Source organism: Streptomyces sp. CAU 1734 (genome assembly GCF_039888735.1).
Taxonomy (GTDB): domain Bacteria; phylum Actinomycetota; class Actinomycetes; order Streptomycetales; family Streptomycetaceae; genus Streptomyces.
This window is the reverse complement of sequence record NZ_JBDQQP010000008.1, coordinates 200,682-225,477: the sequence shown is the minus strand read 5'-3', so window position 1 is coordinate 225,477 and position 24,796 is coordinate 200,682. Positions and strand designations below refer to the sequence as shown.

Here is a 24,796-nt window from a genome sequence, read left to right as displayed (position 1 = left end):
TCACGGTCCGGGGATGGTCAGCCCCGGATCCCGGTGCGTGGCGGGCTGGGGTACGGCCTCTCCGGCCCCGTGCCTTCCTTCGTCCCGCGGCCCGCCGCCGGCCCCGCCGCACAGGGCCTCGCTGCGTGCGGTCCGCCGTGACGCAGTGCCTATTCCAGTGCCGGACGGCTACGGTGACCAGGCAATATCACCGGCAAAAATCAGGCATCGCCTCTCTTGCGGGAAGATTGACGCCGGATCATGCGCGTACAGGAGGAGTGTCCATGGCCAAGACACCTGACGGTTTCGGGCAGCTCCTGCGAGCACTGCGGTTACGCGTGGGTCTGAGCCAGGAACAACTCGCCGACACCGCGGGGGTGAGTGTGCGGGCCCTGACCTACCTGGAGCAGGGCCACACCAGAAGCCCGCAGCGCCGTACCGTGCAGGCCCTGGCCCGCGCGCTGGGGCTGAGCACCGAGGAGACACGCTCCCTTGAAACAGCCGCCTCCGGACAGCGCCGCGCCCGCCCGGACATCAGCCCGACCGTCCAACAGCTTTCCCTGCCGCGGGACATCCATGACTTCACCGCCCGCGACCACGCCCTCGCAACCGTCACCGCCCTCGCCGACCCGGCCGGTACCCGGGAGTCCGGCTGCCCGCCCGTGGCCGTCCTCGCGGGCCCGCCCGGTCTCGGGAAGACCGCGTTCGCCGTCCACGCGGCCCACCGACTCGCCCCGGAGTTCCCCGACGGGCTATTCCACCTGGACCTGCGTGCCATGGACCCCGAACCGGTCCGGCCGGGCGACGCCCTGGCCCGCCTGCTGGCCGCCCTCGGCGTCACCGGCCAGGCCCTGCCCCAGGACCTGGAAGACCGTGCGGCGCTCTTCCGCTCCCTCACCGCGACCCGCCGCCTGCTCCTCGTCCTCGACAACGGCGCCGACGAAACCCAGATACGCCCCCTCCTCCCCGCCACCGGCGCCTCGCTCACCATCGTCACCAGCCGCAACAGCCTCACCGGCCTGGAAGCCGCCCACCGGGTCGAGCTGTCCCTCCTCCGCCGTGAGGAGGCCGTCACCCTCCTCACCCGTATCGTCGGCCCCGAGCGCGTGGCCCGGGAAGCGCAGGCCGCCCGCGACCTCGCCGACCGGTGCGGACATCTGCCGCTGGCCCTGCGGATCGCCGGCCAGCGCCTCGCCACCCGCCCCCGGGAATCCCTCGCGAAACTCGCCACTCTCCTCGGCCACGAGGAACGCCGCCTCGACCTGCTCCAGGCGGGCGACCTCGAGGTCCGCACCGTCTACACGCTCTCCTACCGGCAGCTCGACCCCGTCTCCCGCCTCCTCTGGCGACGCTGCACACTCGCGGCAGGCCCCGACATCAGCCCCGAGACCGCCGCACTCCTCGCCGGCATCCCGCTCCGCGTCGCCCGGCTCCGTCTGGAAGCCCTCTGCGACCGCGGGCTCCTCCAGACCGACCCCGTGACCGAGCGCTACCGCTTTCACGACCTCCTGCGGCTGTTCGCCGCCGAGCAGGTGGCGGCCGAGGACGACGAGGCGGCCCGGGACGCGGCCCTGGACCGCGCCGCCCGCTGGATACTCGCCCGCGCCACCGCCGCCGCCCTCCACTTCGATGCCGAACACCACAGCGCCCGGGCGGGTGATCCCGACCCCGCCACCGCTCCGGCAGGCCGTGAGCGGGCCCGCGCCTGGTTGGAGGCCGAACGGGAGCAGTGGCTCGCCGCCCTCGCCCACGCCGCCACCGCCGGCCGGCACCGTCAGGTCATCGACGCCGCCGCGGCGATGCACTGGTTCTCCGATCTCACGCAGCACTGGTACCAGTGGGTGGAGGTGTTCCGGCACTCCGCCGACGCCGCCCACGCCCTCGGCGACCAACACGAGGAAGCCACCCAGCTCAACCATCTCGCCTGGGCCCACAGCATCTGCGCCCACAGCCCCACGGCCGCCCTCGAAACCGCCGACCAGGCACTCATCCGCGCCCGCGGCAACCCGCTCCAGACGGGCTGGGCCCTCGGATACGGAGCCGGTGCCCTGCGCCGCCTCGGCCGCGTGGACGAGGCCATCGCCCGGCTCCACGCCTCCGCCGCCTGCCACCACGACAACCCCACCACCGCGGGCAGACTCGCCGAGCTGACCACCCTCAACACCCTCGGCGAGACCCTCCGCCGGCACGGCCGCGCCGACGAAGCCCTCGAACACCACCTCAAAAGCCTCGACATCTGCCGACAGAACCACCCCGGGCTCTCTCCCGAACTGCTCGCCGTCTACCGCGCCATCACCCTGCGGCACCTCGGCAACGACTACACCGCCCTCGGCCGCTGGCACGAGGCGGAAACCCCGCTGCGCAAGGCCCTGGCCGCCTTCGAGCAAGCCGACTCACCCGCGCGCAGCGGCCCCGTCCAGCTCGAACTCGGACGTGTCCTGCGCCGCCTCGACCGCCCCGATGAAGCCCGCGCCGTCCTGACCGCCGCCCTCCACACTCTCATCGCTCACCACCACCCTCTCCAGGCCGAGGCCACCGCCGAACTCCGCACTCCGGACCGCGCCCGCGATGGAGAGCCCGCCGGGTGATCTTCGATCGGATGGCGGATGCGTTCTTGTGTGTGCGATTCCCAGGCGCCGGGGTGTCCTTATAGCGGAGCCACCAGGACACTCCGGCGCCAGGGCGTGGCCGCCCGGGCAGAGGTCACCCGACAGGCTCTGAGGCCGCGGGCTGCCCGCCCCCGTACGTCAAAGCCGTGTCCCAGTCCGCGGTCGGCGCCCCCGCCTTCGGTGGCGGCGGTGGGCTGATGGTGCGCGACCGCACCGGGCGGCGGCGCACCACCCATCGAGGAGAAGCAGATGCACTCTGATGTCATCACGGGCCTGGCGGGCACCACCGGGCCGGCTCTGTCGCGGTCCGAGCCGACGCTCACCACGCCAGGTCCCGGCCACGGCCCGCGAGCCACCCCGGGACAGGTCCCGCCTCCTCGGCCCGCCCCCTACAGGGCGTCCTCCCCGGGTTCGTCGTCCCGGTCGGCCGCGAGTGCGGCCGGCAGGGGCAGCCCGTACTTTTCGCACAGGAAGCGGGTCTGGCAGTACCGCTGAGCCTCGGAGGCCACCCTGCCGAGGACCGCGGCATTCATGCCGGCGCTGATGAGGACGCCGATGAACGGCACCACCTTGGCGACGCTCGTAACCGAGACCCTGGAGCCGGCCGGCCCCAGACGCAGAAGCAACTTCTCGATCGCGGCGATGAGTTGGTGGTCGTTGCGGAGCTTGGCCGACCAGTTCACGCGCCCCTTGAGTGCCTGCGCCGCCTGGGCGGTCTTGTGAAGTGGCTCGGCTTTGGTCGCCTGCGCCATGAAAGACCGGCGCACGAGGCCCTGGATGAAGAGCTGCTCGTCGGGGTCCCTGGCGTCGTAGCCGTAGGAGTACGCGATACGCGTGGCTATCGATGCGCTCAGGACTTGAATCACGAGGATGTCCGCCGTCATCGCGGCGGGGATACCGGCGACGGGAACCATGGCCAGCGCGCCCATGGCACCCCCTTCGAACGCGCCGACGGTCCGCCACTTCAAGGTGTTGGCGCTCAACAGCCGGTCGCAGAACTTGAGATCCTGTTCCCGCAGTTCGAGGAAACTGTCGATTTCGAGCCCTCGCTCGCGGGCGAGCTCCTCGACGCCTTTCGGGTCGTTGAGCTCCAGCGCCAAGTCGTTGACCAGTTCGAGCAGCGCTGCCGCGCCCGCGACCGCCGGCCGCAGGGCCGCGCCGGCCATCGCGCCGCCCGCGCGACGTATCGGCTCCTTGACCATTTCCGGCACGGCGTCCTTGACCCGGCGCCCGGCGTTCCCCGCGACCTCCCCGGTGCGACCCAGTGCGGTACTCGCCCAGTTCGGCAGGGCACGGCGGTTACTGCGGCGCTCCCAGTGCGCGTTGAGCGTTCGCCACACCTGCTCCTCGTACGCGCTCATCGAGAGCGGGCCTTCGACGAGTGAGGCCGCGTGGGTGCTCAATGAGGTTCTCCATTTCGACAGTGCTTGCAGGGTGCGCGGGTGGCCGATGTTCGACGTGGAGCGGGTGACGCTCCGGGGTGACCGCGGATGCGGCCACCCGGAGTCGGATCAGTCGTGGCGGGTCCGTGGCCGGGGGCTTCACCCGTGCCGGCGATCCAACCGCTGGTGGCCGTCGGCAGAATACCCCCGGCCGCGTGAGCTTCGGCGGCTGAGAGCCTGTCGGATGACCATCGATCGCCCGGGAGCCGTCGTCCACCGGGTGCCCGGCGGCGGCCCCGGGCGTCTTTCGTGGCGCGGGCGTCCGTCAGCCCTGTTTCTCCGCTGTCAGCCAGGCGCCCAGGAACGGACTGGGCTTCCCGTGCCAGAAGACATCCACACTGTCCCGGGCCCGGGTGGCCGCCACGAACAGCAGGGAACGGGCTCGCTGCATCTCATGCCGGTGGCGCACGGCGTCACCGGTGCGCAGCCTGTTGACCGCCTCGCGCGGAACCAAACCGTCCGTGACACCGGCGATGATCATTCGCTGGTATTCCAGCCCCTTGGAGCGGAACATCGTCCCGATGTGCACTCCGCTGTCGCCATGCGGACCGTCCGCGCGGATCTCCACCGGCCGGATCCCCCGCAGACCGAGGGTGTAGCCGACCTCCTGCGCCATCTGGTTCGTCGGCACACAGATCGCGATCTGCTCATGCGGAATGCTCAGCTCCGGGTCGGCGTCCCACTCCTTGATAAGCGCCGCGACGCCCTCTCGCTCCGCGGCCCAGTCCGGGAACGCGTGCCCGGTCGGCGGCCTCCCGCTGAGAACCGACCGGTAGCCGGCCTTCTGGAGCCGGTGAAGAAGGACGCCTGAGCTGCGGTTCTGCCGATGCGCGTGCTGTGATTCGCAGGCTCCTGACGCCGAGGTGACGCTCGGAGACCTCTTCGGCGGGCGCCCCTGCCGCGCGGAGCACGGCCTTGTGGGCGTCGCGCCGGGTGGTCCGGACGCTCTCGTGGCCGTGGCTGTGCCGGACACGGTCGGCTCATCGCGCCGCGCGGCCCGGCGGGCGCAGCAGCACGGGCAGGGTGAGGACGTCGTTGCCGATGAACGACGGCTGCGGATCCGGAGCGTCCCCCTCGTCCGCGAGCGCGATGTCCGGGAACCGTTCGAAGAGGGCGGGCAGCGCGACGGCGGCCTCCAGCCGGGCGAGCGGGGCGCCGAGGCAGTAGTGGATGCCGTGCCCGAAGGCCATGTGGTCCCTGTCCACACGGTCGATCTCGAAGCCGTGCGCGGCGTCGTGGAATGACGGGTCGCGGCCGTGCGCCCCGAACCCGATGAGGATGGCGTCCCCGGCCGCTATGGTGACGCCCTCGCCGAGATCGATGTCATGGATCGCGAACCGCAGCGGGAGATGGACGACCGGAGGATGGAGCCGCAGGGTCTCCTCGATGACAGCGGCCCAGCGGGCGGGCGCGGCCAGGGTCGCGCTCAGCTGCCGGCGGTGGCCGAGAAGTGCCCGGACGGCGTTGCCGATCAGCGCGATCGTGGTCTGGCTCCCGGCGCCGATCATCAGGACCAGGGTGGAGATCAGCTCCGTCTCGGTGAGCCGGTCCCCCTCATGGGCGGTGAGCAGCAGACTGGTCATGTCGTCGCCGGGCTTCCGCCGCTTCGCCTCCACGAGAAGGCTCATGACGGTGAGCAGTTCGTTCGTGATCCGCGCCGACTCCTCCCGGGGGACATCGGTGGCCAGGATCGCGTCGACGGCGGCGAGCATCGCGGGGCGCTGGTCCTCGGGAACGCCGAAGAGATCGCAGATCACCCGGGTCGGCACACCGTGCGCGAAGTGTGCCCGCAGATCCACTGGGGCGCCGTTCTCCAGAGCCTCCAGACCGTCCAGGAGGTCGGTGACGATGGCCTGGATCGAGGGCCGCAGCGATTCCATGCGCCGCGGTGTGAAGGCGGGGCCGATCAGCCTCCGTAACCGGGTGTGCTCGGCCCCCTCGGAGGTGGCCATGGAGCGGACGTCGAGCCAGGGGGAGAGCCAGGAGACGACGCCCGGCTGGTATCCGGGCCAGGCGTCACGGGCGTCCCTGGTGACATCGGGATGGGTGACCAGCCGCTTGATGACATCGCCGCGCGTGACGGACCAGGCGATGACGTTCTGGGGCAGCCGGACCCGCGTGGCGGGCCCGGCGGCGCGGAGTTCCTCGATCTGTTCGTACAGCCGGTCACCTCCGTCGCTGTCGAGGACCGGGATGGCAGCCTCGTGGCTGGTGGTCATGGGACACCTCCGGTCACGCGGGGCGGCCCGCGGCGGGAGGGGCCACGACGGCGCGGTCTCCCGGTCGCCGGGTCGCGCCGGTGCGTAAATGATGAACTCCGCGGCAACGACGGGGAATCGGTACCGGGGATTGTGCTGCGCTCGCCCGGATTCGCATAGACGGAAATCAGCCTCTTGTCTGGTTTCTGGGCTGATTTCAGGATTGCTCGAACGTTTGCGCGTCCACCGATGGGCGCGGTTCACGGAGGCGGTGTGCGGGGAGCCGTCTCCGGGGTACGCGGTGTGTCCGGCCGGTGGAGCCGCACGGCGACCGCTGACGCGTACCGCACTGGTGCCGAACACCTATCCGGGGAAGTCGGCGGCACCGAAACGCCTGATGTGGACCGCCGGAACCCGCTCTCCCGGCTTCTCCCCCACCGGCCGCTGAACCGTCCCTCCCCCACCCCGGCCGAAGGTCATTCTCCGAGGCGCGGCAGCAGGGGCGGACGTACTGCTTCCCGGCCTCCGACAGGGCTTGCTCCGGAACCGGTGTGAAGGACGCCTGATCGCCCTGATCCGCCCGCCCCGGGAACCGGGCGGACCCGCGAGGCGGCCCGGCACGGCGAACCGGCCCTTCTCCGCGCCGACATGGTCCCGAGCCTGGTGGACGAGTTGGTCACCGCGGCAGCGCCGGCGCTGCCGGCCCGCTGTGGAGCGCTGGGCGGCGGTCAGCCGTGTGCCAGGTCGTCGCCGAGGCGGGTGCGCGCGTAGAGCACGGTGTGTCCGCGCCGGGCGGTCGTCAGCAGTCCGCCCGCACGCAGTGCGGCCAGGTGCTCGGAGACGGTGCTGGGGGCCAGCCCGAGCAGCCGGGCGAGGGCCGTTGTGCTCATCGGCTCGTCCAGCGCGGTCAGCACCCCCGCCCTGGTGCGTCCCATCACCCGGGCCGGCCCGGTGTTGCCGGGCCGGTCCGCACCGGTGCGGGCGATTCCGCGGGCGGGGTAGATGATGGACGGCTGCCACGGTGCGACAGCGATGACGCTGGTCAGCGGCCAGGTGAACACGCTCGGCACCAACAGCAGCCCGCGCCGGTCCAGGGGGACCGTCGCCCGTGCCGGGTTGCGGACGACCACGGCGTCGGCGTCCGCGCGCTCGGTCATCCGTACATCGGGGTGGAGTCCCTCGATCGCCGCGTCCAGCCCTCCCGCCGCCAGCCGGCCCGAGCGGAAGCCGATGTCGGCATGGAGGATGTCGCGCAGGACCGGCCAGCGCGGGCCGATCAGCTCCCGCCAGGCGATCTCCAGCTGACCGGCCAGCAGATCACGGGCGCGTCCCGGATCGGCCCGCAGCCCGCCGGTGTCGACGTTCAGGGTGTCCAGCTCGGCCGCCACCCGCGCCGCGGGTGTCCGGCGCACTTCGGCCAGTTGGGCCTCGACGGTGGTACCGGGGCCGGTCGTCGGCGGGCTGAGGAACTCGCAGAAGTAGTGCGGATCGCCGAGTACGGAGAGCAGTTCGGCGATGGGCGGGCCGGCCATCGCGTCCATGTCGAGCCGGGCCGCCCCGGGCGGATGGCAGCGCAGCCCGAGCCCGATCCTGAGGGCGGCGAGAAGCTCCTCCAGCGGCGAGACCGCGAAGCGCACCCGGTGCGCACCCAGCGGTGTGAGCGTGAACTCGATCATTGCGGCTCCGGAGGATTCGGCTGGACCCGAATCATTGGCGGCGGGAGCGGCTCCGGTGCCAGGTTCACCGGGTGAGGACAACACATCCGGAAAGCGTGCGGCCATCCCTGTCGCGGCACAAGCCGTACTGGCGGTGGTCCGCGGCGACGCAGTTCGGCCGGCTCCCCGGCACCATGGCACCGCTCGCCTTCACGGCGCTGACCACGGCCACGACCGGTTCCTACCGGACGGGCGCCGTGATGATGGTCGCCTTCGTGATCGGCCAGCTGGCCGTGTCGATCCCCGTGGGACGGCTCCTCGACCGCGCGGGGCCGCCGGGCCGGGGCATGCGTGTCCTGCTGTGGAGCTCGGCCCTCGCCGCGCTCGCGGTGGGAGCCGCCGCGCCGGCGGGAGTGCCCGCCTGGGGTCTCCTGGTGGCGGCCGGGATGTGCGGTGCCACCGCGGGCGGGCTGTCCGCCGGGTTTCGCACCCTGCTCTCGCGCACGGTCGACGACCGTATGCTGCTGCGCGCCCTCAGCGTCGACGCGATCCTGCTGGAGGCGACGATCATCGCGGGACCGGCGCTGGCCGTGGCCCTGGGCAGCGGGCACTCGGCGGCTCCCATGGCCGGGATGGCCGCCGCGTTCGTGATCAGTTCTCTTCTGCTGCCGAGGCCGGCGCCGGACACGGCAGCCGCCGCGGAGGAACCGGCGGCAGGTGCGGCCCCGGTCGCCTGGCTCCGCACGGCCGGCCGGCTGGGGTGCCTGTTCACCATCGGGCATCTGCTGTCCACGCTGGAGGTGGGTGCGCTGCCGCTGGCGGAGCGGACCGGCGCGGGACAGGGCACGGCCGCGCTGCTCATCGGGGTGCTGTCGGTGGCCGGCATCGTGGGCGGCGCGCTGTTCGCCTGGCGCGGTGGTTCCGGCACGGGGTGGGCCGTGCTCTTCCTGTCGGGCCTGGCCGTGGGCGGTGGTCTGACCGCACTCGACACCGGCCTGCCCGCGCTGATCGGCGGTCTCGTACTGGTCGGGCTCTGCACCGGTCCCCTGCTCGCCGTGGGTTCCGTCAACCTCCAGCGGGTACTGCCCCGATCGCGCCGGGCCGAGGGTTTCTCCGTCGCCCATGTCGTGCAGACGGCGGGGTTCGCCGCCGGGTCGCTCAGTCTGGGGATGCTCGACCTGGAGACGGCGATCACCCTGGGCGCGGGCAGCGCGGTGGCTTCCGTCGCACTCGTGCTGAGCACCGGAAGGCAGCTCGGGGCGGGACCGGAGTCGCCCGCTTGTACCCGACGATTGCCCGTGCCCCGTCCCCTACCGCGCCCTCGTCCCTGCCCGGAGAGTCGATCCGTCCGCCGCGGGCGGGACCGGAGCCGTGCCCGGCCGCACGGCTCCGCCCCATGCCCCTGGACCTGCGGCCCCGCCCCGGCTGATGATCACCCCATGAGCTTCGAACCGCGTTCCTTCCTCCTGCTGCACGGCTGGCAGAACCGCCGCCCCGAAGGCCACTGGCACCGATGGCTGGCCGGTGAGCTGGCGGCCCTCGGCCATCAGGTGATCTACCCCCAGCTCCCGGATCCCGACCATCCGGACCTGGACACCTGGGTCGGCCGTCTGCTCGGCCATCTGGACGAGCAGCGGTCCGCGGCGGCTGCCGAGCGGGTGGTCGTCGGTCACAGCCTCTCCGTACTCCTGTGGCTGCACGCGGTCGCCCGCGGCGGGGCAGAGGCCGACCGGGTGCTGCTGGTGGCGCCGCCGTCGCTCGACGTGGTCGCCGGCATCGAGGAGGTCAAGGGCTTCGGACAGCCCGCCGTCACCGCCGCGGAACTGGCCGCCGCGGCCCCCGGCGGGACGAGGCTGGTCGCCGGGGACGACGACCCGTACTGCCCGGGCGGCGCCGGCCGGGAGTACGGGGCGCCGCTCGGCATCGACACGGACATCGTTCCCGGGGCGGGACATCTGGACCTGGTGGCGGGGTACGGCGCCTGGCCGTCGGTCCTCGACTGGTGTCTCGACCCCTCGGTACGGCTGGTGGCCAGGCCGGGCGCTCCCTCCTGACTGCCTCCGTCACCAGGCAGGGGAGACCACTGCGGCCCAATCCTCTGCCACCGCGTCAAGGCCGGCCCGGCCGCGCGCTCGCGTAGCGGGAGCCGACCAATGCCGGGGGCATGTACTCGGCCGGCGGCCCCGCGTCCCGTCAGGGATCGGCGGGAAGCGGCGCGGGGCGGAAGGTGCGCCGGTAGGCCTGGGGTGTGACGCCGATGGCGGCGTGGAGATGGTGGCGCAGGGAGACGCCGGTGCCGAATCCGGCGCGGTCGGCGACCAGGTCGACGGGCCAGTCGGTGGCCTCCAGCAGGTGCCGGGCCAGGTCGACGCGCCGGCCGATGAGCCACTGGCCCGGGCTGGTGCCGACCTCGTCGCGGAAGCGGCGGGTGAAGGTGCGCACACTCACGCCCGCGTGGGCGGCCATCCGGGCCAGGGTGACGGGTTCCGGGAGGCGTTCCATGACCCATGCCTGGGTGGGGGCGGTGCCGGAAGCGGTGGGGTCCGGGACGGGGCGGCGGATGTACTGGGCCTGGCCGCCATCGCGCCAGGGCGGGACGACACAGGAGCGGGCGACCTCGTTGGCGACGCCGCTGCCGTGGTCGCGGCGGACGATGTGCAGGCACAGGTCGATACCGGCGGCCACCCCGGCGGAGGTGAGGATGTCGCCGTCGTCGACGAAGAGGACATCGGGATCGACGCGCACGGTGGTGAACATGCGCCGCAGACGGTCGGCTTCCCGCCAGTGGGTGGTGGCGGGACGGCCGTCGAGCAGTCCCGCGGCGGCCAGGACATAGGTGCCGGTGCAGATCGCCACGATCCGGGTTCCGGGGCGGATGGCGGCCAGGGCCTCGCGCAGGGCGCCGGGCAGGCGGCCCTCCTCGCGGATGGGGCCCAGGGCGTGCGAGGGCGGGATGACGACAGTGTCGACGGTGGCCAGCAGGGAGGCGTCGTGGGCGACGGTGAGCCGGTAGTCCGCCTCGGCGCGCACGGGCCGGCCGTCCAGGCTGCACGTGGTCACCGAGTAGAGCCGGTCACCCGCGCCGTCACGGGCGGCGCCGAGGATCCGCGCGGGGATGCCGAGCTCGAAGGGGACCACGCCGTCCAGAGCCAGAACGCCAACCTGATGCATGGCCCGATCCTTTCACTCCATGCCCATCAGGCCACTACTGGGCGGCTGTTGGCCCGGACAGTCTGGAGAGGTGCGGGAGAGCCCGCACCGGACGGAACGGAACCATGATGAGCACCATCAGCACATCGGCCCGCACGCGTGACCTCGTTGACGCGTTCTTCACCCGCTTCGGCGAAGGCGACCTGCCCGCCCTGCTGGACCTGTTCGACGACGGCGTCGACTTCCGTGTCGCGGGAGCCCCGCATGTCCCCTGGACCGGTGACCGCACCGGCAGGGACGAAATCGCCGCGTTCTTCGCCTCCTTCGGCCGGCACCTCACTCCGGCGATCGAGTACGTCGTCGCCACCACTGTCGTCGACGGGGACCACGCCGTGGTCATCGGCCACAACCGCTTCGGAGTGCTCGCCACCGGCAGAATCTTCACCAACCACTTCGCCCTTCACATCACCGCGGCGGACGGCAGGATCACCGGGTACCGCATGTACGAGGACAGCCACGCCATCGCCGAAGCCTTCGCCGGCTGACCACGCGCCACAACGCCCCGGCCGGCTGATCAGGTGGTGTCGAGGGAGATGTCGGCCCAGATGGTCTTGCCGTCGGAGGTGTACCGGGTGCCCCAGCGCTGGGTGAGCTGGGCGACGAGCAGCAGCCCCCGGCCGCCCTCGTCGAAGGTCCGGGCCCGCCGCAGATGGGGAGAGGTGCCGCCGGCGTCCGACACTTCGCAGATCAGCCGGCGGTCGCGGATCAGCCGCAGCCGGATCGGCGGGCTCCCGTAGCGGATCGCGTTGGTGACCAGCTCGCTGACCACCAGCTCGGCCGTGAAGTCGAGCTCCTCCAGCCCCCAGATGGTGAGCCGCTCCGAGACCTCAGCCCGGGCCCGCGCGACCACGGCCGGATCGGCCGCCAGCTCCCAGGTGGCCACCCGGCCCCCGTCGAGGGAGCGTGTACGGGCGGCGAGCAGGACGGTGTCGTCCTCGGGCGCGCTCGGCAGCAGCTCGGAGACGACCCCGTCGCAGAGCTCCTCCAGTGAGGGCGCGGGCCGGGTGAGTGCCCGGCGCAGTGCGTCGAGTCCGACGTCCAGGTCGCGGCCCCGGGCCTCGATCAGCCCGTCGGTGTACAGGGCGAGGAGGCTGCCTTCCGGCAGGGTGATCTCGGCGCTCTCGAAGGGCAGACCGCCCAGGCCGAGCGGCGGGCCGACCGGCATGTCCAGCAGTTCGGCGGTGCCGTCCGGGCTGACCACGACGGGCGGGGGATGACCGGCGCTGGCCAGGGAGCAGCGTTTCGACACCGGGTCGTAGACGGCGTAGAGGCAGGTGGCGCCGACATCCCCGGCACCCTCGCCCTCCGTGCCGGTCTCGGAGGCGAGCCGGAGCACCACATCGTCGAAGTGCGTGAGCAGTTCGTCGGGCGGCAGATCGATGTCGGCCAGGGTGCGCACCGCGCTGCGCAGGCGGCCCATGGTGGCAGCGGCCTGGATGCCGTGCCCGACGACATCGCCGACCACCAGGGCCACCCGCACTCCGGAGAGGGGAATCACATCGAACCAGTCGCCGCCCACTCCGGCCCGGCCCCCGGCGGGCAGATACCGGGCCGCGACCTCCAGCGCCGCCTGGTCGGGCAGCGAGCGCGGCAGCAGACTGCGCTGGAGCGTCACGGCGGTGCCGCGTTCGTGTGCGTAGCGGCGGGCGTTGTCGACGCACACCCCGGCCCGGGCGGTGATCTCCTCGGCCAGCAGCACATCGTCGGGGGCGAAGGGCTCGGTCTGCCCCCGGCGGGCGAAGATCGCGACCCCCAGGGTGACCCCCCGGGCGCGTACCGGCACCACCATCACCGCATGCGCTCCGATGAACCGGATCCGGGCGGCCCACTCCGGGCTCCGGGCATTCCAGCGGGCGTACGCGGCCTCACTCGTCCCGAACACTGCCGTCCGCCCGGTGGCCAGGCACTCGGCGATCGGCGACGGCCCGGCACCGGTGGTGTACTCCGCGGCGGTGTCGTCCCCGGGTACGCCCTCGGCCGCCCGGGCGGCGGCCCTGCGCAGCGTGACCGGGCCGGTCACCGGGCCGGATCGCGGTTCGTCACCGTCCTGAACGAGGGCCAGGAGGTCGACGGCCGCGTAGTCGGCGAACGCCGGCACCGCCACCTCGGCCAGTTCCCGCGCGGTACGGGTGATGTCCAGGGTGCTGCCGATCCGGGTGCCCGCCTCATTGACCAGCAGCAGCCGCCGGCGGGCCCGGTGGTACTCGGTCCTGTCGTGGGCGGCCAGACAGACACCGCGCACCGCCCCGGCCGGATCCCACACCGGTGCCAGCGACACCGACCAGGCATGCTCACGGCTCTCCCCCGGCACCCGTACATAGGTCTCGATGTCCCGTGTCTCGCCCGATGCGAGCACCTCCCGCATGGCCCGCTCGATCCCCGCCGCGTCGGGATCGAGGACCACCTGGTACGGGCGCAGCCCCCGGATCTGGTCCTCGGTGAGGGCCGCCACGTTCTGCAGACCGGCATTGGCGCGCACCGCCAGCAGATCGCTGTCGTAGACCGCTTCCACGCAGGGCGACTGGGTGAACGCCCACTCGGCGACCGTGCGGTCGTCGTGTGACAGCCCGCCGGGCCGGCGTTCCCTCCCCACGGATGTCAGCAGCCAGATGGTGCCCGGCGGGTCGCCCCCTCCCCGCAGGGCACGCACCAGGGTCTTCAGGGCCCTGCCGTCGCGGTGGCGCACCTCCGCCGTCCCGCTCCAGTGAATGTCCGCACCGAGCCCGGTCCCGGCCGCCTCCGCGAGCCGCTCGCCGAACAGATCCGCCACCGGCCGTCCCAGGGCCTCCCCCGGCCGGTGACCGAGCAGCAGCCGGGCGCCCTCGTCCCACCCCGTGACGATGCCCCGCTCATCGGCGGTGACGGTCGCGATGTACGGCGGGCCGAGGCTCTCGGGCGGGTTCCCGGAATCTTCGCGATCTTCGCGGCGGCTCATTTCCGCCCCTCACAACCGCTGGGCGCCGGGGCGGGCACCGCGTGACCGGGGCGCCGGCCCGCGCACCCGGAACGCCTCCGCGCGCCGCCGCAGGCGGGGCACATGCGTGTCCGCCCGGTCAGGATCCGGTGCCGGGGGACCGGCCCGGTTCCGGGTGCTCGATGCCGGGAACACGCACGACGACCGCCGTGTTTCCCACACTCTTCGGCCCGGTGGCGCGGCCGGGGAGCGGGCCGGTCCCCGGATGGCCGGGGCCCTTCTCGTACGAGGCGCCGGCGTCCTCGGGGCTGTCCCGCAGGACGGGTTCCGGCCGGTCGCCCGCGCCGAGCCGCGCGAGGTACGCGTCCCGGAATCCGGACCGGTCGCGGGCGAGGGCACGGGGTACGGCCGGGGAGCCGGCCACCGGGGCGTCCTCCTCCCCGGGCTCGACGGCGACCCTCGTGATCTCCACGACATGACCCATGACGATGCCCTCGTTCCATGACGAACAGCCGTCTTCCACCTACCTGGGCAGGGTATGGCGCCGCTCCGGTGCCCGCGCGCCGACCGCGGACGGTCATCGGGTCCGTGTGCGGGGCGCGGGGACCGGGGTCGTGTTGGCGAACACGGCGGACCATGGACGTCCCGCGCCCCTTCCGCCACCCGTGTGAGCGGACGCCACCCGTGTGAGCGGACGCCGCCGTGTGAGCGGACGCCGCCGTGTGAGCGGGGCCGGACGGCAGGCCCTCCGGGCCGGGGCGGGGCAGGGGCGGGGAGGCGGAACGGGCCGGGCCGGGCCGGCCGCTCTCGGTCAGCCCTCGACCGCGGCCGGGTCCATCCACACGACCTCCCAGGTGTGGCCGTCGAGGTCGTCGAAGGCCCGGCCGTACATGAAGCCGTAGTCCCTGGTGTCCCCGGTGAGCGACCCGCCGGCGGCGACGGCCTTCTCCACCAGCTCGTCGACCTTCTCCCGGCTCTCCGCGCTCAGCGCGAGCAGCACCTCACTGGAGGTGGTCGAGTCCACGATCTGCTTCTGGGTGAACTCGGCGTACTTCGGGTGGGTGTGCAGCATGACCACGATGGTGTCGCTGAGCGGGAACGAGGCAGTCGTTTCGTCACTGAACTGGGCATTGGCCGTGTAGCCCAGTCCGGTGAAGAACTTCTTCGCGGCGTCGAGGTCACGGGTTGCCAGGTTGACGAAGATCATCTGCTGGTACATGGCCGGATGGCTCCCATCACTGTGGTGCTGTTCACGTTTCCAGAGGTTCTCAGGGTGTTCAAGTGGTGGACGGGTCGGCGGAGCGGAACTCATCGGTGGCGCGCGAGGGAAGTGCGGAGTACTTCCCGGCACCCGGCCCGCCCGGAACGGATTCACACCCGCGCGGGTTCCTCGCCGGAGTGCCCGGGCGGAACGGGCGGGACGTCAGAGGCGGGCGGGACGGCCGGGAGGTCAGGGACGGCCGGCAGCGGGCGGGTCTCCGGCAGGGCCGCGAAACAGGCCGTGCTGAGGATCCCGATCGCGGTGAGCCAGGCGGCCACCCCCCACGGCGGGCCGTCTCCGTCCGAGAGCGCCGTCACCACGATGGGGGTGAGCGCCCCGCCGAGCACACCGGCGAGGTTGTATCCGACCGCGGCTCCCGTGCACCGCACCCGGGGCTCGTAGAGCTCGGGCAGATAGGCGGCGATCACCGAGAACATCGCGACGAGCGCGATCAGCGCCACGACGGAGCCCAGGAACATCAGCGGCGGCTCCCCCGTCTCCAGCAGTGCGACGAAGGGAAACATCCACAGGGTCGCGAAGCCACTGCCCGCCAGGCACATCGGACGGCGGCCGACGCGGTCGCCGAGCAGCGCGGCGGGCGCGGTGAGCGCGCCCTGGACCACCACGGCGGCGGTCACCAGGGCCAGCATCATGGTGGCGGTGAGCCCGAGCCGCCCCGTCCCGTAGGCCAGGGCCCATGTCGTCACGGCGTAGAAGACCGCGTATCCGACCGAGAGGCCGCCGGCGGTCAGCAGCAGCAGGCGCCAGTGCCCGCGCACCACCTCGGCGGCCGGGGCGGACGAGGTGGTGCCCGTCTCCGCCAGGCCGCGGAACTGCGGGGTCTCGGCCAGTGAGGTGCGCAGCAGCAGACCGCACACCGTGAGAATCCCGGCGGCCCAGAAGGGCACCCGCCACCCCCAGCCGAGGAACTGGGCGTCGGAGAGCACCGCGGTGAGCGTCAGCATCATGCCGTTCGCCAGCAGAAATCCCAGCGGCGGCCCCATCTGCGGAAAGCTGCCCCACAGGGCGCGCCGTCCGGCCGGCGCGTGTTCGGCGGTGAGCAGTACGGCTCCGCCCCACTCACCGCCGAGGCCGAGTCCCTGGAGGAACCGGAGCAGCAGAAGCAGCACAGGGGCGGCGGTGCCGATGTCGGCGTACACCGGCAGACAGCCCACGGCGGTGGTGGCGACCCCGGTCATCAGCAGCGAGGCGACCAGCACGGGGCGGCGGCCGTACCGGTCGCCGATGTGCCCGAAGAGTACGGAGCCGACCGGGCGGGCGATGAATCCGACGGCGTAGGTGCCGAAGGCGGCCAGCGTCCCGGTCAGCGGGGAGAAGGTGGGAAAGAACAGCGGCCCCAGGACGAGTGCCGCCGCGGTCCCGTAGACGAAGAAGTCGTAAAACTCGATGGCGGTCCCGGCGAGCGACGCCGAAGCGATCCGCAGCATCGACGGCCCCCGGCTTCCGCGGGGTCCGGCCGGTGCGGCGCTGTGTGCAGACATACCGGGTCAACTGTCCCCGTATCCGCGTGGTTACGGGGCTGCGGTACGGGCCCGTCCCGGCCCGGACAGCGCGGAGGGCCCTGTCTCCAGGGCCCTCGGCGCCGTCAGGCGGTCGGAATCAGAGGGTCGACTTGAACAGCAGCCGGTTCGGGGTGCCGCTGACATTGCCGCGGATCACATTCGGGGTGCTGTTGTTGATGATCCAGTTGTTGACCGTGGGGCTGGACGCCTCGCCGAAGGCCGACTTGTAGAGCGCGGCCACGCCGGCCACGTGCGGTGCGGCCATCGACGTACCGCTCATGGTGGTGGTGCCGCCGCCGGAGCGGGTGGAGAGGACATTGACACCCGGGCCGTAGAGGTCGACACACTGCCCGTAGTTGCTGAAGCTCGCCTTGTTGTCCGCCGAGTCGGAGGCGGCGATCGAGAGGGCGCCGGCCGCGCTCGCCGGGGAGAAGTTGCAGGCGTCCTGGTTGTTGTTGCCCGCCGCGACCGTGGTGTGGACACCGGAGTTGGCGAGGTTGGTGGCCGCGTTGTTGAGGGCGGCGGAGTAGCCGCCGCCGAGGGAGGCGTTGGCCACCGCGGGCTTCACCGCGTTCTGCCGGACCCAGTCGAAGCCGGCGATGATGCCGGAGAAGGATCCCGAGCCCTGACAGTTGAGAACCTTCACACCGCGCAGCTGCACGCCCTTGGCCACACCGTACGTCGTGCCGCCGACCGTGCCCGCGACATGGGTGCCGTGGCCGTTGCAGTCCGCGCCGTTGCCGCCGAAGGCGTCGAAGACATTGCGGGCGCGGTTGCCGAAGTCGGGGTGCCCGGCGAAGATGCCCGAGTCGATGATGTAGGCGGTCACACCCGAGCCGTTGCGGTTGTAGGTGTACGCGTTGTCCCGCCCGCTGCGCTGGTCTATTCGGTCCAGGCCGTAGGTGGGGTTGTACTGCGTCGCGGCGGAGACGACCTTCTGGTCCTCCTCGATGGAGGCGACCCTGGAGTCGGCGCGCAGCGCCTGGAGCCGGGCCGGGGTCAGCGCGGCGGCGAAGCCGTTGAGGACCGAGTCGTACACATAGTCGGTCTCGACCGACTTCGACTCGGCGAGAGCGGCCGGGTCGACGCCCTTCTTGAGGGTGACGATGTACTGGCCCTTGATCTCCTCGGCGGCGGGGGCCTGGGCGACCTTGAGCAGCGGGGCGGATTCCGGGGCGGGGGCTGCGGATCCGGTGGAGGGGAGCATCGCGAGGGGGACCGCGAGGCCGATGGCGACGGTGGCGAGGTGAGATCTGCGCATGAGGGGCTGTCACCTTTCATTGTCCGGCCGCTTGGGTGGAGACGGCCGGGTGAGGGGGGAAGCGCGCTCGTGCCGTACCGGTGAAGACGGGGAAGGTGGGGAAGTGGCACGAGGCGCACGGTGCGCGCGGTGACGAGAACTACCGAAGCGGGGTCCGGCCGCTCCTCGCGAGGGGGCGGCCGATACGCCCCGGTACGGGTGGCCGCGAGCGGGGTCTCCGCTCGCCGCGGCCGCTCTGTCAGCCGGGCGTGGCGACAACATAGCCGGGGGCATGACGAGTTGACCACGGCCGAAACGGGCGTGACCGGATGCGGCCACTGTGATCTACGGGTCAGTAGGAACCATGGTCAAGCGGGGGGCGGCCGATCTAGGGTCGGGTCATGTCTGCCGAGGATCCGTACGGGGACTGCGCCGGACCCGAGCGGGTCGAGGCCGCGGCGAGGGCCGCCTACCGGGAGCTGGGCAGCGCCGGCCGGGCCCCGGACGCGCTGCCCGAAGCGGTACGGGAATGGCTCACCGAGCGGCGGCTGGTCGACGGCGACCGGCCGCACACCAACTCACCCGAGCGCGCCCTCCACGAGCTCGTGGCCGACCAGCAGCGCAGCCTCGGCGAGCTGCACCAGGGGCTGGGCGCGCTCCATGACGTACTGCGCCTGCTGCCCGGCCTGCGGCTCGCCGGGCGGGAGGTCGTGGAGGCGGAGTTCTTCGCCGACCGGTCCCGGCTGAGGGAGCGGATGGGCGATCTGGACGCCCTGTGCCGGGACGAGATCCTCGGCATGCGCAGCACCTTTCCCGCCCCGGAAGCGCTGGAGGAGAGCCTGGGCGAGGATCTGGCCATGCTCGCGCGGGGCGTCGGCATCCAGCTGCTCGTCTCCAACCGGGCCGCGCGGCTGCCCGGTGTCGCCCGCTATCTCTCCCGGATGCGCGAACACGGCGCGCGCATCCGGCTGGCCCCGGCGGTCCCTCTCCATCTCAATGTGGTGGACCGCGCGGTGACCGTCCTCGCCCTGGGCCCGGCCGAGGACGGTGGGGAGCCCGCCGAGGACGTGGTCTTCCACAGCGCCCGCCTCGCCTCCTGCTTCGCCCGGGTCTTCGAACACCACTGGGGAACCGGCCTCCCCCACGGCACCGACCCGGCGGAGGAGTGGACCCCGCGAGAACGCGAAATCCTCGCCCTCCTGGCCGCCGGCGCCAAGGACGAGGCGATAGCCCGCCGCCTGGGCTGCTCGGAACGGACCCTCCGCCGGCTCCTGGCCGCCCTGGTGTCCCGGCTGGGGGCGGAGAGCCGCTTCGCGGCGGGGGTGCGGGCGGCGCGGCTGGGTCTGCTGGACGGGCTCTGAGGGCGTACCGGTGACGCTGTCACGTGCCCGTCCGGTGGTGAGCCGGTGTGGCGCACGCCGACATCCTGCCCGGCGGCCCGGGGACGGCAAACCGCCGGGCAATATCACGTGGTGATACCACGCGGTTACGCCGCCTCCACTCGGCCCGAAATGCCCGCTTCGGCGTCACCTTTATGCACATCCGACATGGCATGTACGGGTCTTACAGGCGCACCATTCTGACCCTTCGTCAAAGTGTGTGCTGTCGCGCCCCCTCGATCTCCCGTTACCGTCCAGCCTCGATCTCCGCAGAACCGTCACATTCGGTGATCGAACAGCCACCGGGCAAGACCATGAGACACAGCACTACAGCCAATACGCCAGACCAACACAGAGGAAAAGTAGGTCACATGCGACTCTCAGCTCTCGTAAGTGGAATGGTCACCGCCCTGGTGGCCTCGGCCGCCCTGGCACTGCCCGGCACCGTGGCGTCGGCCTCGCCCGTCCCGGCCGACGGCGCGGTCGCCTCGGGGGCCCTGGGGCAGGGGAATGTGGAGTCGACGACCGTGCCCTTTGACCGAAAGGGATACTGGCCGCTGGAAAGCGCGCCGGGTGGCGCGTCCCCCAACATTCAGTCCTCGGGTACGAGCCCGGGGCAGCCGCTGAGGCTGAGGGGGGCCGCCCATCTCTACCATCCCGCCGATGTGTTCGACGATTCGGCCCTCACCGACTCCGGTCATCTCACCCTCAACGGCACCACCGACTGGGCCGACACCGACAACCCAGTACTCTCCGGGGCCACGAGCTACACCCTCGGAGTGAGAGTCCGGCCGAATCTGCTCGACCCCACACGCTCGCAGACCGTGCTGTCCGTCCCAGGTCAGTACAAGGACAGAGTGGCCATACGGTACGAGGGGACGACACAGAAGTGGCAGCTCTCGGTCACCACAGCGGACAGCCCCACCGCCGAGACGGTCACCATCACCGCGGACGAACAGTTTCCCTCCGCTGACGGGAGCGGTCAGCATCTCGCCGTCGTGTACAACGCGGTCACCCAGGAGCTGCGGTTCCATGTCGACGGGAGCCAATGGACCGCACCGGGGGTGACAGTCAGCGGCAATGCCCCGCTGCCCTCCACCGGCGGCCTTCAGGTGGGTCGTTCGGCGCAGGGCGGCGGCAGTGAGTACTTGGCCGGCGCCATTGACGAGGTCCGGGCCTACGCCCAGGCCGTCGATGCGATCACCCTCTCGCGGATGAGCGCGCTGACCGGCGACCCCAGCCTGTAGGGAGTTCGGCGCCGACGAGGGGGCAGCGCATGCGCTGCCCCACTGGAAGGCCGACAGACCATCGTGGATGCAATAAGTCCAGCCATTGGGTTCAGGGGGCAGGCCGATTCGATGAGTGAGAGCCATGAAGTCCTGGCCGGCCTGAGCGCACCATCCGCCCTGCTTCGCCTGACAGGTCAGGGACCCTTCCACCCGAGGTGCGGCCCGTCTCGAATTGCGGAAGTGTTCAATGAGTCGGATTCCTATCGATTCGAGCTGTACCATCCGGCGAAGATTGTCGAGGAATCCCACAACCTCCGAGACGAGTCCCGCACGGACGGCGATGTGCGCGACTTGTTCACCCTGCCGGGTTTGGGTGTCGACCCAGAACTCGCTTTGCTGATCGGGGATCTGGGTGCGGACATGCCGATCGCTCTGGACTATCGACGGCACGGCCTGGCACCTCGGGTGATCTACCTGGGGAGTCGCGGATGGGTTGAGGTTGCGGACGACTTCGATGCGTTCTCCGAGATGATCAGTGACCAGCTCCCGGGGCCTTTCGGGGAGAGGGGATCCGAGTGAAAAGGACACGTCAGCGCGACCGTGACATGCCGGGACCCGAAGCGCCCTGGAACGAGATCGTGCCGGGATTGTGGATGGGCGGTCACTACTGGACCGATCCCGCCGGCGAACTCCAGCCGGTCGTCGTCGGTCATGAGTTTGGCCTGGTCGTCAGCCTGTTCACCCGCTCCGGTCACGGCCCCCGGCCGGGGGTCGAACACCTTGTCGCCGAGATTCCCGATGACCCGCTCACCGCCGATCAGATCGGCACGGTGCAGGGACTCGCTGACACCACCGCGCACGCCGTGCGGAACGGACGCACCATCCTTGTCCGTTGTCACTCCGGCTACAACCGATCGGGCCTCGTCGTGGCGCAGGCACTCATACAACTGGGCCACGAAGCGACGACGGCGATCCGTCTCGTGCAGGAGAAGCGATCCCCCTGGGCCCTGAACAACGTGACCTTCAGGAACTACCTCACCACAGGTCTCGACGTGGCCCGCCTTCTGACCGGGCTCCACAGCTGAAGGACAGGCGCTGCCACGTCGGTGAACCGCACCGCAACCGCTGTCGGAGAACGGGGGGCGCAGCTCCATGGACACACCTCGGCCGCGTGGGCCTCTGCGGAACCCGGCGTTGGTCATCACACACTGGTGGGGCAGCGCATGCGCTGCCCCACCGGCATCAGTGAGTCGCCCGCTCAGAGGCGCGCGTCGGCCGCCAGGGCGGTGAAGGTGGACCAGGCGGCGGGGGAGACTGTGAGTGGGGGGCGCTGTTTGTTCTTCGAGTCGCGGATCAGGACGGCTTCGGCTCGCACGGAGACCTCGACGCAGTTGCCGCCGCCACCACCGCTGTAACTGCTCTTGAACCAGGCGACCTCAATGCAGTTCCCGCCGCCGTCATCGCTGTAGCTGCTCTTGAACCAGGACAGTTCCGTGGTGCTCATCATGCTCCTCGCATCTGCTCCAGCAGGCTCATGCTGGCCTGGCGGCTCAGAGCCTGTGAGCGCATCTTCCCATAGCGTTGAAGCATGGCGCTGACAGCTTTGGGGTCAGTGATCAGCATGCTGGCGTCGTGAGCTTCAACGTAGCCGACCCAGCGGTTTTCGTCCGTCTCCGCAAGGTACATTGACCCCTTGGAGCCGGAATGGTCCTCTTGATACAGGGGCATCACTTGAATCTCCACATTGCGCAAGCACCCCTTGATCAGCAGGTTCTCCAGAAGGGCATCGGTCACTTCGACGCCACCCAAACCACGTTCCAGCAGAGCCTGCTCAATGATGAAGCTAAAGCTGGTGTTCGGACGCTCCAACAGCAGTCGCTGCCTGTCGAGACGTGCTGCCACCCGGTCCTCCAACTGCTCCTCCGTCAAGGGAGGCAAGCGGCGATCGAAGAGGGCCCGCATGTACGGCTCAGGCTGCAGTAGGCCCGGAATGACGCTGCACTCGTATGCATAGAGCGAGATCGCCTCTTCCTCAATCGCCGCCCACTGCCGGAACCACGACGCCAGCCCCTTCTTCCGCATCAGACTCTTCGCCGCCGCCAGAAGCACCCTCGACGCCGGTCCCCCCAACACCGCCTCCGAGCGGTCCAGCAGACCCTTCGGAGGGAAACGCTTCCCCTGCTCAATCTTGGCGATATACGCCACCGAGTACTTCACCAGCGGCGCGAACTGCTCCTGCGTCAGCCGGGCCTCGTCCCTCAGCGCCTTCAACACCACGCCGAAGGTCTTGAGGCTGTCCGACAACTCCGTCTCGCCGGCACCCGCTCCCCCGGCCCCTTGATCCGCCGCCATAGCAGCCCGCCCGCCTTCCGTGCCCGTAACCCGTGCTCACACCACGCCTGTTGGCGTGGCGGCACACCCGACCGTGCTGCCCAGTACAACGCCAAGGGGCACCATGGTCACGGGCGGTTACTCACCCAGTCCAGGCGGTGAACCAGTACAACCGGATCTGTATCGGCACGGACCGCCCCGACCTGCGGTACCTCGGGCACACTCGTGAGGTGGCGCGCGGGACTCACCCGCAGGCGTGAACGGCCGGATTCGCGTTCCCCCGGTACAGCGCGGGCCCACCACCGGGACAGCCGGTTCTGTACGGGGAGAGTCCCTGGTCGCCACGGTCACCCGGCCGGAACCCTGCCGTCATGAACGCCCCGCAGACCCCCACCCACACCCCCACTCCCGCCCAAGCCGCCGTCCGCAGCTTCACCCAGCGGTTCTCCGCCACCCGGCGAGGGAGCCGGCTCGCGCGGCTGATCGCCGGGCAGTGGCTCATCGCCTGGGATCACCCGCGCGGTACGCCGCTCTTCGACACCGTCGCGCTCGTCGTCGCCGAGCTGACCTCCAACGCCGTACTGCACGGCCGCGTACCCGGGATGGACTTCGTGCTCCGGCTCGTCCGCGACGACGAGCGCGGTGTCATCCGTGTCGAGGTGTCCGACGCGCATCCCGGCCTGCCCGCCCGGGTCGCGCCCCGGCCGGACGAGGATCACGGGCGCGGGATGCTGCTCGTGGACGCGCTCGCGGCCTCATGGGGTGTACGCGATGGCGCGGGGTCGGGGAAGACCGTGTGGGCGGAGTGCGCCCAGCCCGGCATTCCGCGCTCGGTGAAGCCGCTCCCATGACCCGGCCCACGGCCCCGGGACCCCGTCCTCAGCCGGCCCGGCCGGTCCCGCGGCCTTGCGCCTATCATTCACCGGACACACCGCCGAGGAGAACGGGAAGGGCCTGATACGGCTCACCAAAGCCTTCGGAGGACACTCACCTACCATGCTGCCATGAGTGTTACGGCACCAAAGGGTAACGCAAGGAGCTTTCTTGGCCACTGAAAAGATGCCCCGCCGGCTGGGAATCATGGCGGCAGTGGCGCTCACGTTACTGGCCGCGGATTTCTTCACCAAGCAGATAGCCCTGGAGCATTTCTCGGTCACCGATCCCGTACAGGCGCTCGGCGGATTCCTGCGTTTCACGCTGATCTTCAATTCCGGCGGCGCGTTCTCCTTCGGGGAGGACAAGACCTGGTTCTTCACCGCGGTGAAGCTCGCGGTCCTCGCCGCCATGCTGGTGGTGTCGCCCCGGATCCGCACCCCCGTCTGGGCGGTCGCCTTCGGGCTGATCATGGCCGGCGCGGCCGGGAATCTGATCGACCGGATCTTCCGCGACCCCTCCCCGTGGCAGGGGCACGTCGTCGACTGGATCCAGTTGCCGCACTGGCCGGTCTTCAATCTCGCCGACTGCTCCGTGGTGTGCGGAAGCGCTTTGGTGATGTGGGCCTCCTTCAAGGGGATCCGGCTCGACGGCACTCTCGAATCCGCCGCACTGAGCGAATCCGCCGCAGTGAGCGATTCCGTCGTACAGAACGGATCCTCCGTGCAGAACGAGTCGACCGATACGGGCTCGGAGAAGAGCGACACGAAGAAGGCGGAAAAGACCGACGACGGAGCGTGATCTCGCGCTTCGACGGCCGCGTGCGGGCCGGCGCCCACGTCGTGCACTGAATCGACCCCGGACAGGAAGCCGGCGGACGCCCTTGGCGGACGCCGGCTTCTCCGTATCCGCGTGCGGACGGAAACCGATACCGGGTCGAATTCCGACACCGA

General features: G+C 71.2%; 20 protein-coding genes and 1 pseudogene. 9 read left to right on the top strand and 12 right to left on the bottom strand.

All coding sequences use genetic code 11. The features are described from left to right. Nucleotides 1-263: 263 nt before the first annotated feature. Nucleotides 264-2,567, top strand: coding sequence for a tetratricopeptide repeat protein (locus AAFN69_RS17485; RefSeq protein ID WP_347729448.1), 2,304 nt, complete (start codon nt 264-266; stop codon nt 2,565-2,567). A gap of 410 nt (nt 2,568-2,977) precedes the next feature. Here the strand turns inward: AAFN69_RS17485 and AAFN69_RS17480 are convergent, their stop codons facing one another. From AAFN69_RS17480 to AAFN69_RS17465, 4 genes and pseudogenes are all read right to left on the bottom strand, one after another. Then, a complete protein-coding gene (locus tag AAFN69_RS17480; RefSeq protein ID WP_347729447.1) occupies nt 2,978-3,991 on the bottom strand; it encodes an EcsC family protein in 1,014 nt (337 codons plus the stop codon). A gap of 304 nt (nt 3,992-4,295) precedes the next feature. Next, nucleotides 4,296-4,811: pseudogene (locus AAFN69_RS17475) on the bottom strand (3'-5' exonuclease); the annotation flags it as partial. A 199-nt stretch (nt 4,812-5,010) separates the two neighbouring features. Then, nucleotides 5,011-6,249, bottom strand: coding sequence for a cytochrome P450 (locus AAFN69_RS17470; protein ID WP_347729446.1), 1,239 nt, complete (start codon nt 6,247-6,249; stop codon nt 5,011-5,013). Nucleotides 6,250-6,956: 707 nt separating this feature from the next. Further along, on the bottom strand, nt 6,957-7,904 hold the full coding sequence (locus tag AAFN69_RS17465; protein WP_347729445.1) for a DUF5937 family protein: 948 nt from the start codon (nt 7,902-7,904) through the stop codon (nt 6,957-6,959). A 95-nt stretch (nt 7,905-7,999) separates the two neighbouring features. Between AAFN69_RS17465 and AAFN69_RS17460 the strand changes: the two genes are divergently transcribed. After that, complete coding sequence (locus AAFN69_RS17460) at nt 8,000-9,937, top strand: MFS transporter (RefSeq protein WP_347729444.1); 1,938 nt, start codon at nt 8,000-8,002, stop codon at nt 9,935-9,937. Nucleotides 9,938-10,076: 139 nt separating this feature from the next. Here the strand turns inward: AAFN69_RS17460 and AAFN69_RS17455 are convergent, their stop codons facing one another. Further along, complete coding sequence (locus tag AAFN69_RS17455) at nt 10,077-11,054, bottom strand: helix-turn-helix domain-containing protein (RefSeq protein ID WP_347729443.1); 978 nt, start codon at nt 11,052-11,054, stop codon at nt 10,077-10,079. Nucleotides 11,055-11,161: 107 nt separating this feature from the next. Between AAFN69_RS17455 and AAFN69_RS17450 the strand changes: the two genes are divergently transcribed. Beyond that, entirely contained in the window at nt 11,162-11,578 is a 417-nt protein-coding gene (locus AAFN69_RS17450; protein ID WP_347729442.1) for a nuclear transport factor 2 family protein, read from the top strand. A gap of 29 nt (nt 11,579-11,607) precedes the next feature. Here the strand turns inward: AAFN69_RS17450 and AAFN69_RS17445 are convergent, their stop codons facing one another. The 5 genes from AAFN69_RS17445 to AAFN69_RS17425 form a co-directional block, all read right to left on the bottom strand. Beyond that, entirely contained in the window at nt 11,608-14,028 is a 2,421-nt protein-coding gene (locus AAFN69_RS17445) for a SpoIIE family protein phosphatase (protein WP_347729441.1), read from the bottom strand. A 118-nt stretch (nt 14,029-14,146) separates the two neighbouring features. Beyond that, nucleotides 14,147-14,530: a hypothetical protein gene (locus tag AAFN69_RS17440; protein ID WP_347729440.1), complete on the bottom strand. Its 384-nt coding sequence runs from the start codon at nt 14,528-14,530 to the stop codon at nt 14,147-14,149. A 288-nt stretch (nt 14,531-14,818) separates the two neighbouring features. Continuing rightward, complete coding sequence (locus AAFN69_RS17435; RefSeq protein WP_347729439.1) at nt 14,819-15,226, bottom strand: VOC family protein; 408 nt, start codon at nt 15,224-15,226, stop codon at nt 14,819-14,821. 152 nt (nt 15,227-15,378) lie between these two features. Next, nucleotides 15,379-16,716 carry an MFS transporter gene (locus AAFN69_RS17430; protein WP_347729584.1) on the bottom strand — a complete coding sequence of 446 codons (1,338 nt, stop codon included), beginning with the start codon at nt 16,714-16,716 and terminating at the stop codon, nt 15,379-15,381. Between the two features lie 172 nt (nt 16,717-16,888). Beyond that, the gene (locus AAFN69_RS17425) at nt 16,889-18,052 is read right to left on the bottom strand and encodes a S8 family peptidase (RefSeq protein ID WP_347729438.1); all 1,164 of its coding nucleotides are present in this window, start codon (nt 18,050-18,052) and stop codon (nt 16,889-16,891) included. 380 nt (nt 18,053-18,432) lie between these two features. Here AAFN69_RS17425 and AAFN69_RS17420 point away from each other — a divergent pair, with 380 nt between their 5' ends. The 4 genes from AAFN69_RS17420 to AAFN69_RS17405 all read left to right on the top strand — a co-directional run bounded on the left by AAFN69_RS17420 (nt 18,433) and on the right by AAFN69_RS17405 (nt 21,724). Next, nucleotides 18,433-19,392, top strand: coding sequence for a LuxR C-terminal-related transcriptional regulator (locus AAFN69_RS17420; RefSeq protein ID WP_347729437.1), 960 nt, complete (start codon nt 18,433-18,435; stop codon nt 19,390-19,392). A gap of 389 nt (nt 19,393-19,781) precedes the next feature. Further along, nucleotides 19,782-20,657, top strand: a complete 876-nt coding sequence (locus AAFN69_RS17415; RefSeq protein WP_347729436.1) for a LamG-like jellyroll fold domain-containing protein — start codon at nt 19,782-19,784, stop codon at nt 20,655-20,657. Between the two features lie 222 nt (nt 20,658-20,879). Continuing rightward, nucleotides 20,880-21,218 carry a hypothetical protein gene (locus AAFN69_RS17410; RefSeq protein WP_347729435.1) on the top strand — a complete coding sequence of 113 codons (339 nt, stop codon included), beginning with the start codon at nt 20,880-20,882 and terminating at the stop codon, nt 21,216-21,218. Between the two features lie 26 nt (nt 21,219-21,244). Then, nucleotides 21,245-21,724, top strand: coding sequence for a protein phosphatase (locus tag AAFN69_RS17405; RefSeq protein ID WP_347729434.1), 480 nt, complete (start codon nt 21,245-21,247; stop codon nt 21,722-21,724). A gap of 173 nt (nt 21,725-21,897) precedes the next feature. Here AAFN69_RS17405 and AAFN69_RS17400 read toward each other — a convergent pair whose 3' ends face one another. Together AAFN69_RS17400 and AAFN69_RS17395 are read right to left on the bottom strand one after the other, a co-directional pair. Then, complete coding sequence (locus AAFN69_RS17400) at nt 21,898-22,143, bottom strand: DUF397 domain-containing protein (RefSeq protein ID WP_347729433.1); 246 nt, start codon at nt 22,141-22,143, stop codon at nt 21,898-21,900. Beyond that, nucleotides 22,143-22,991, bottom strand: coding sequence for a helix-turn-helix transcriptional regulator (locus AAFN69_RS17395; RefSeq protein ID WP_347729432.1), 849 nt, complete (start codon nt 22,989-22,991; stop codon nt 22,143-22,145). The genes AAFN69_RS17400 and AAFN69_RS17395 overlap by 1 nt, the downstream gene beginning before the upstream one ends. A gap of 350 nt (nt 22,992-23,341) precedes the next feature. On the opposite strand from AAFN69_RS17395, the gene AAFN69_RS17390 reads away from it, so the two are divergent. Together AAFN69_RS17390 and lspA are read left to right on the top strand one after the other, a co-directional pair. Beyond that, nucleotides 23,342-23,821, top strand: a complete 480-nt coding sequence (locus AAFN69_RS17390; protein WP_347729431.1) for an ATP-binding protein — start codon at nt 23,342-23,344, stop codon at nt 23,819-23,821. A 193-nt stretch (nt 23,822-24,014) separates the two neighbouring features. After that, the gene (lspA, locus tag AAFN69_RS17385) at nt 24,015-24,644 is read left to right on the top strand and encodes a signal peptidase II (protein WP_347729430.1); all 630 of its coding nucleotides are present in this window, start codon (nt 24,015-24,017) and stop codon (nt 24,642-24,644) included. The last annotated feature ends 152 nt before the right edge of the window (nt 24,645-24,796 follow it).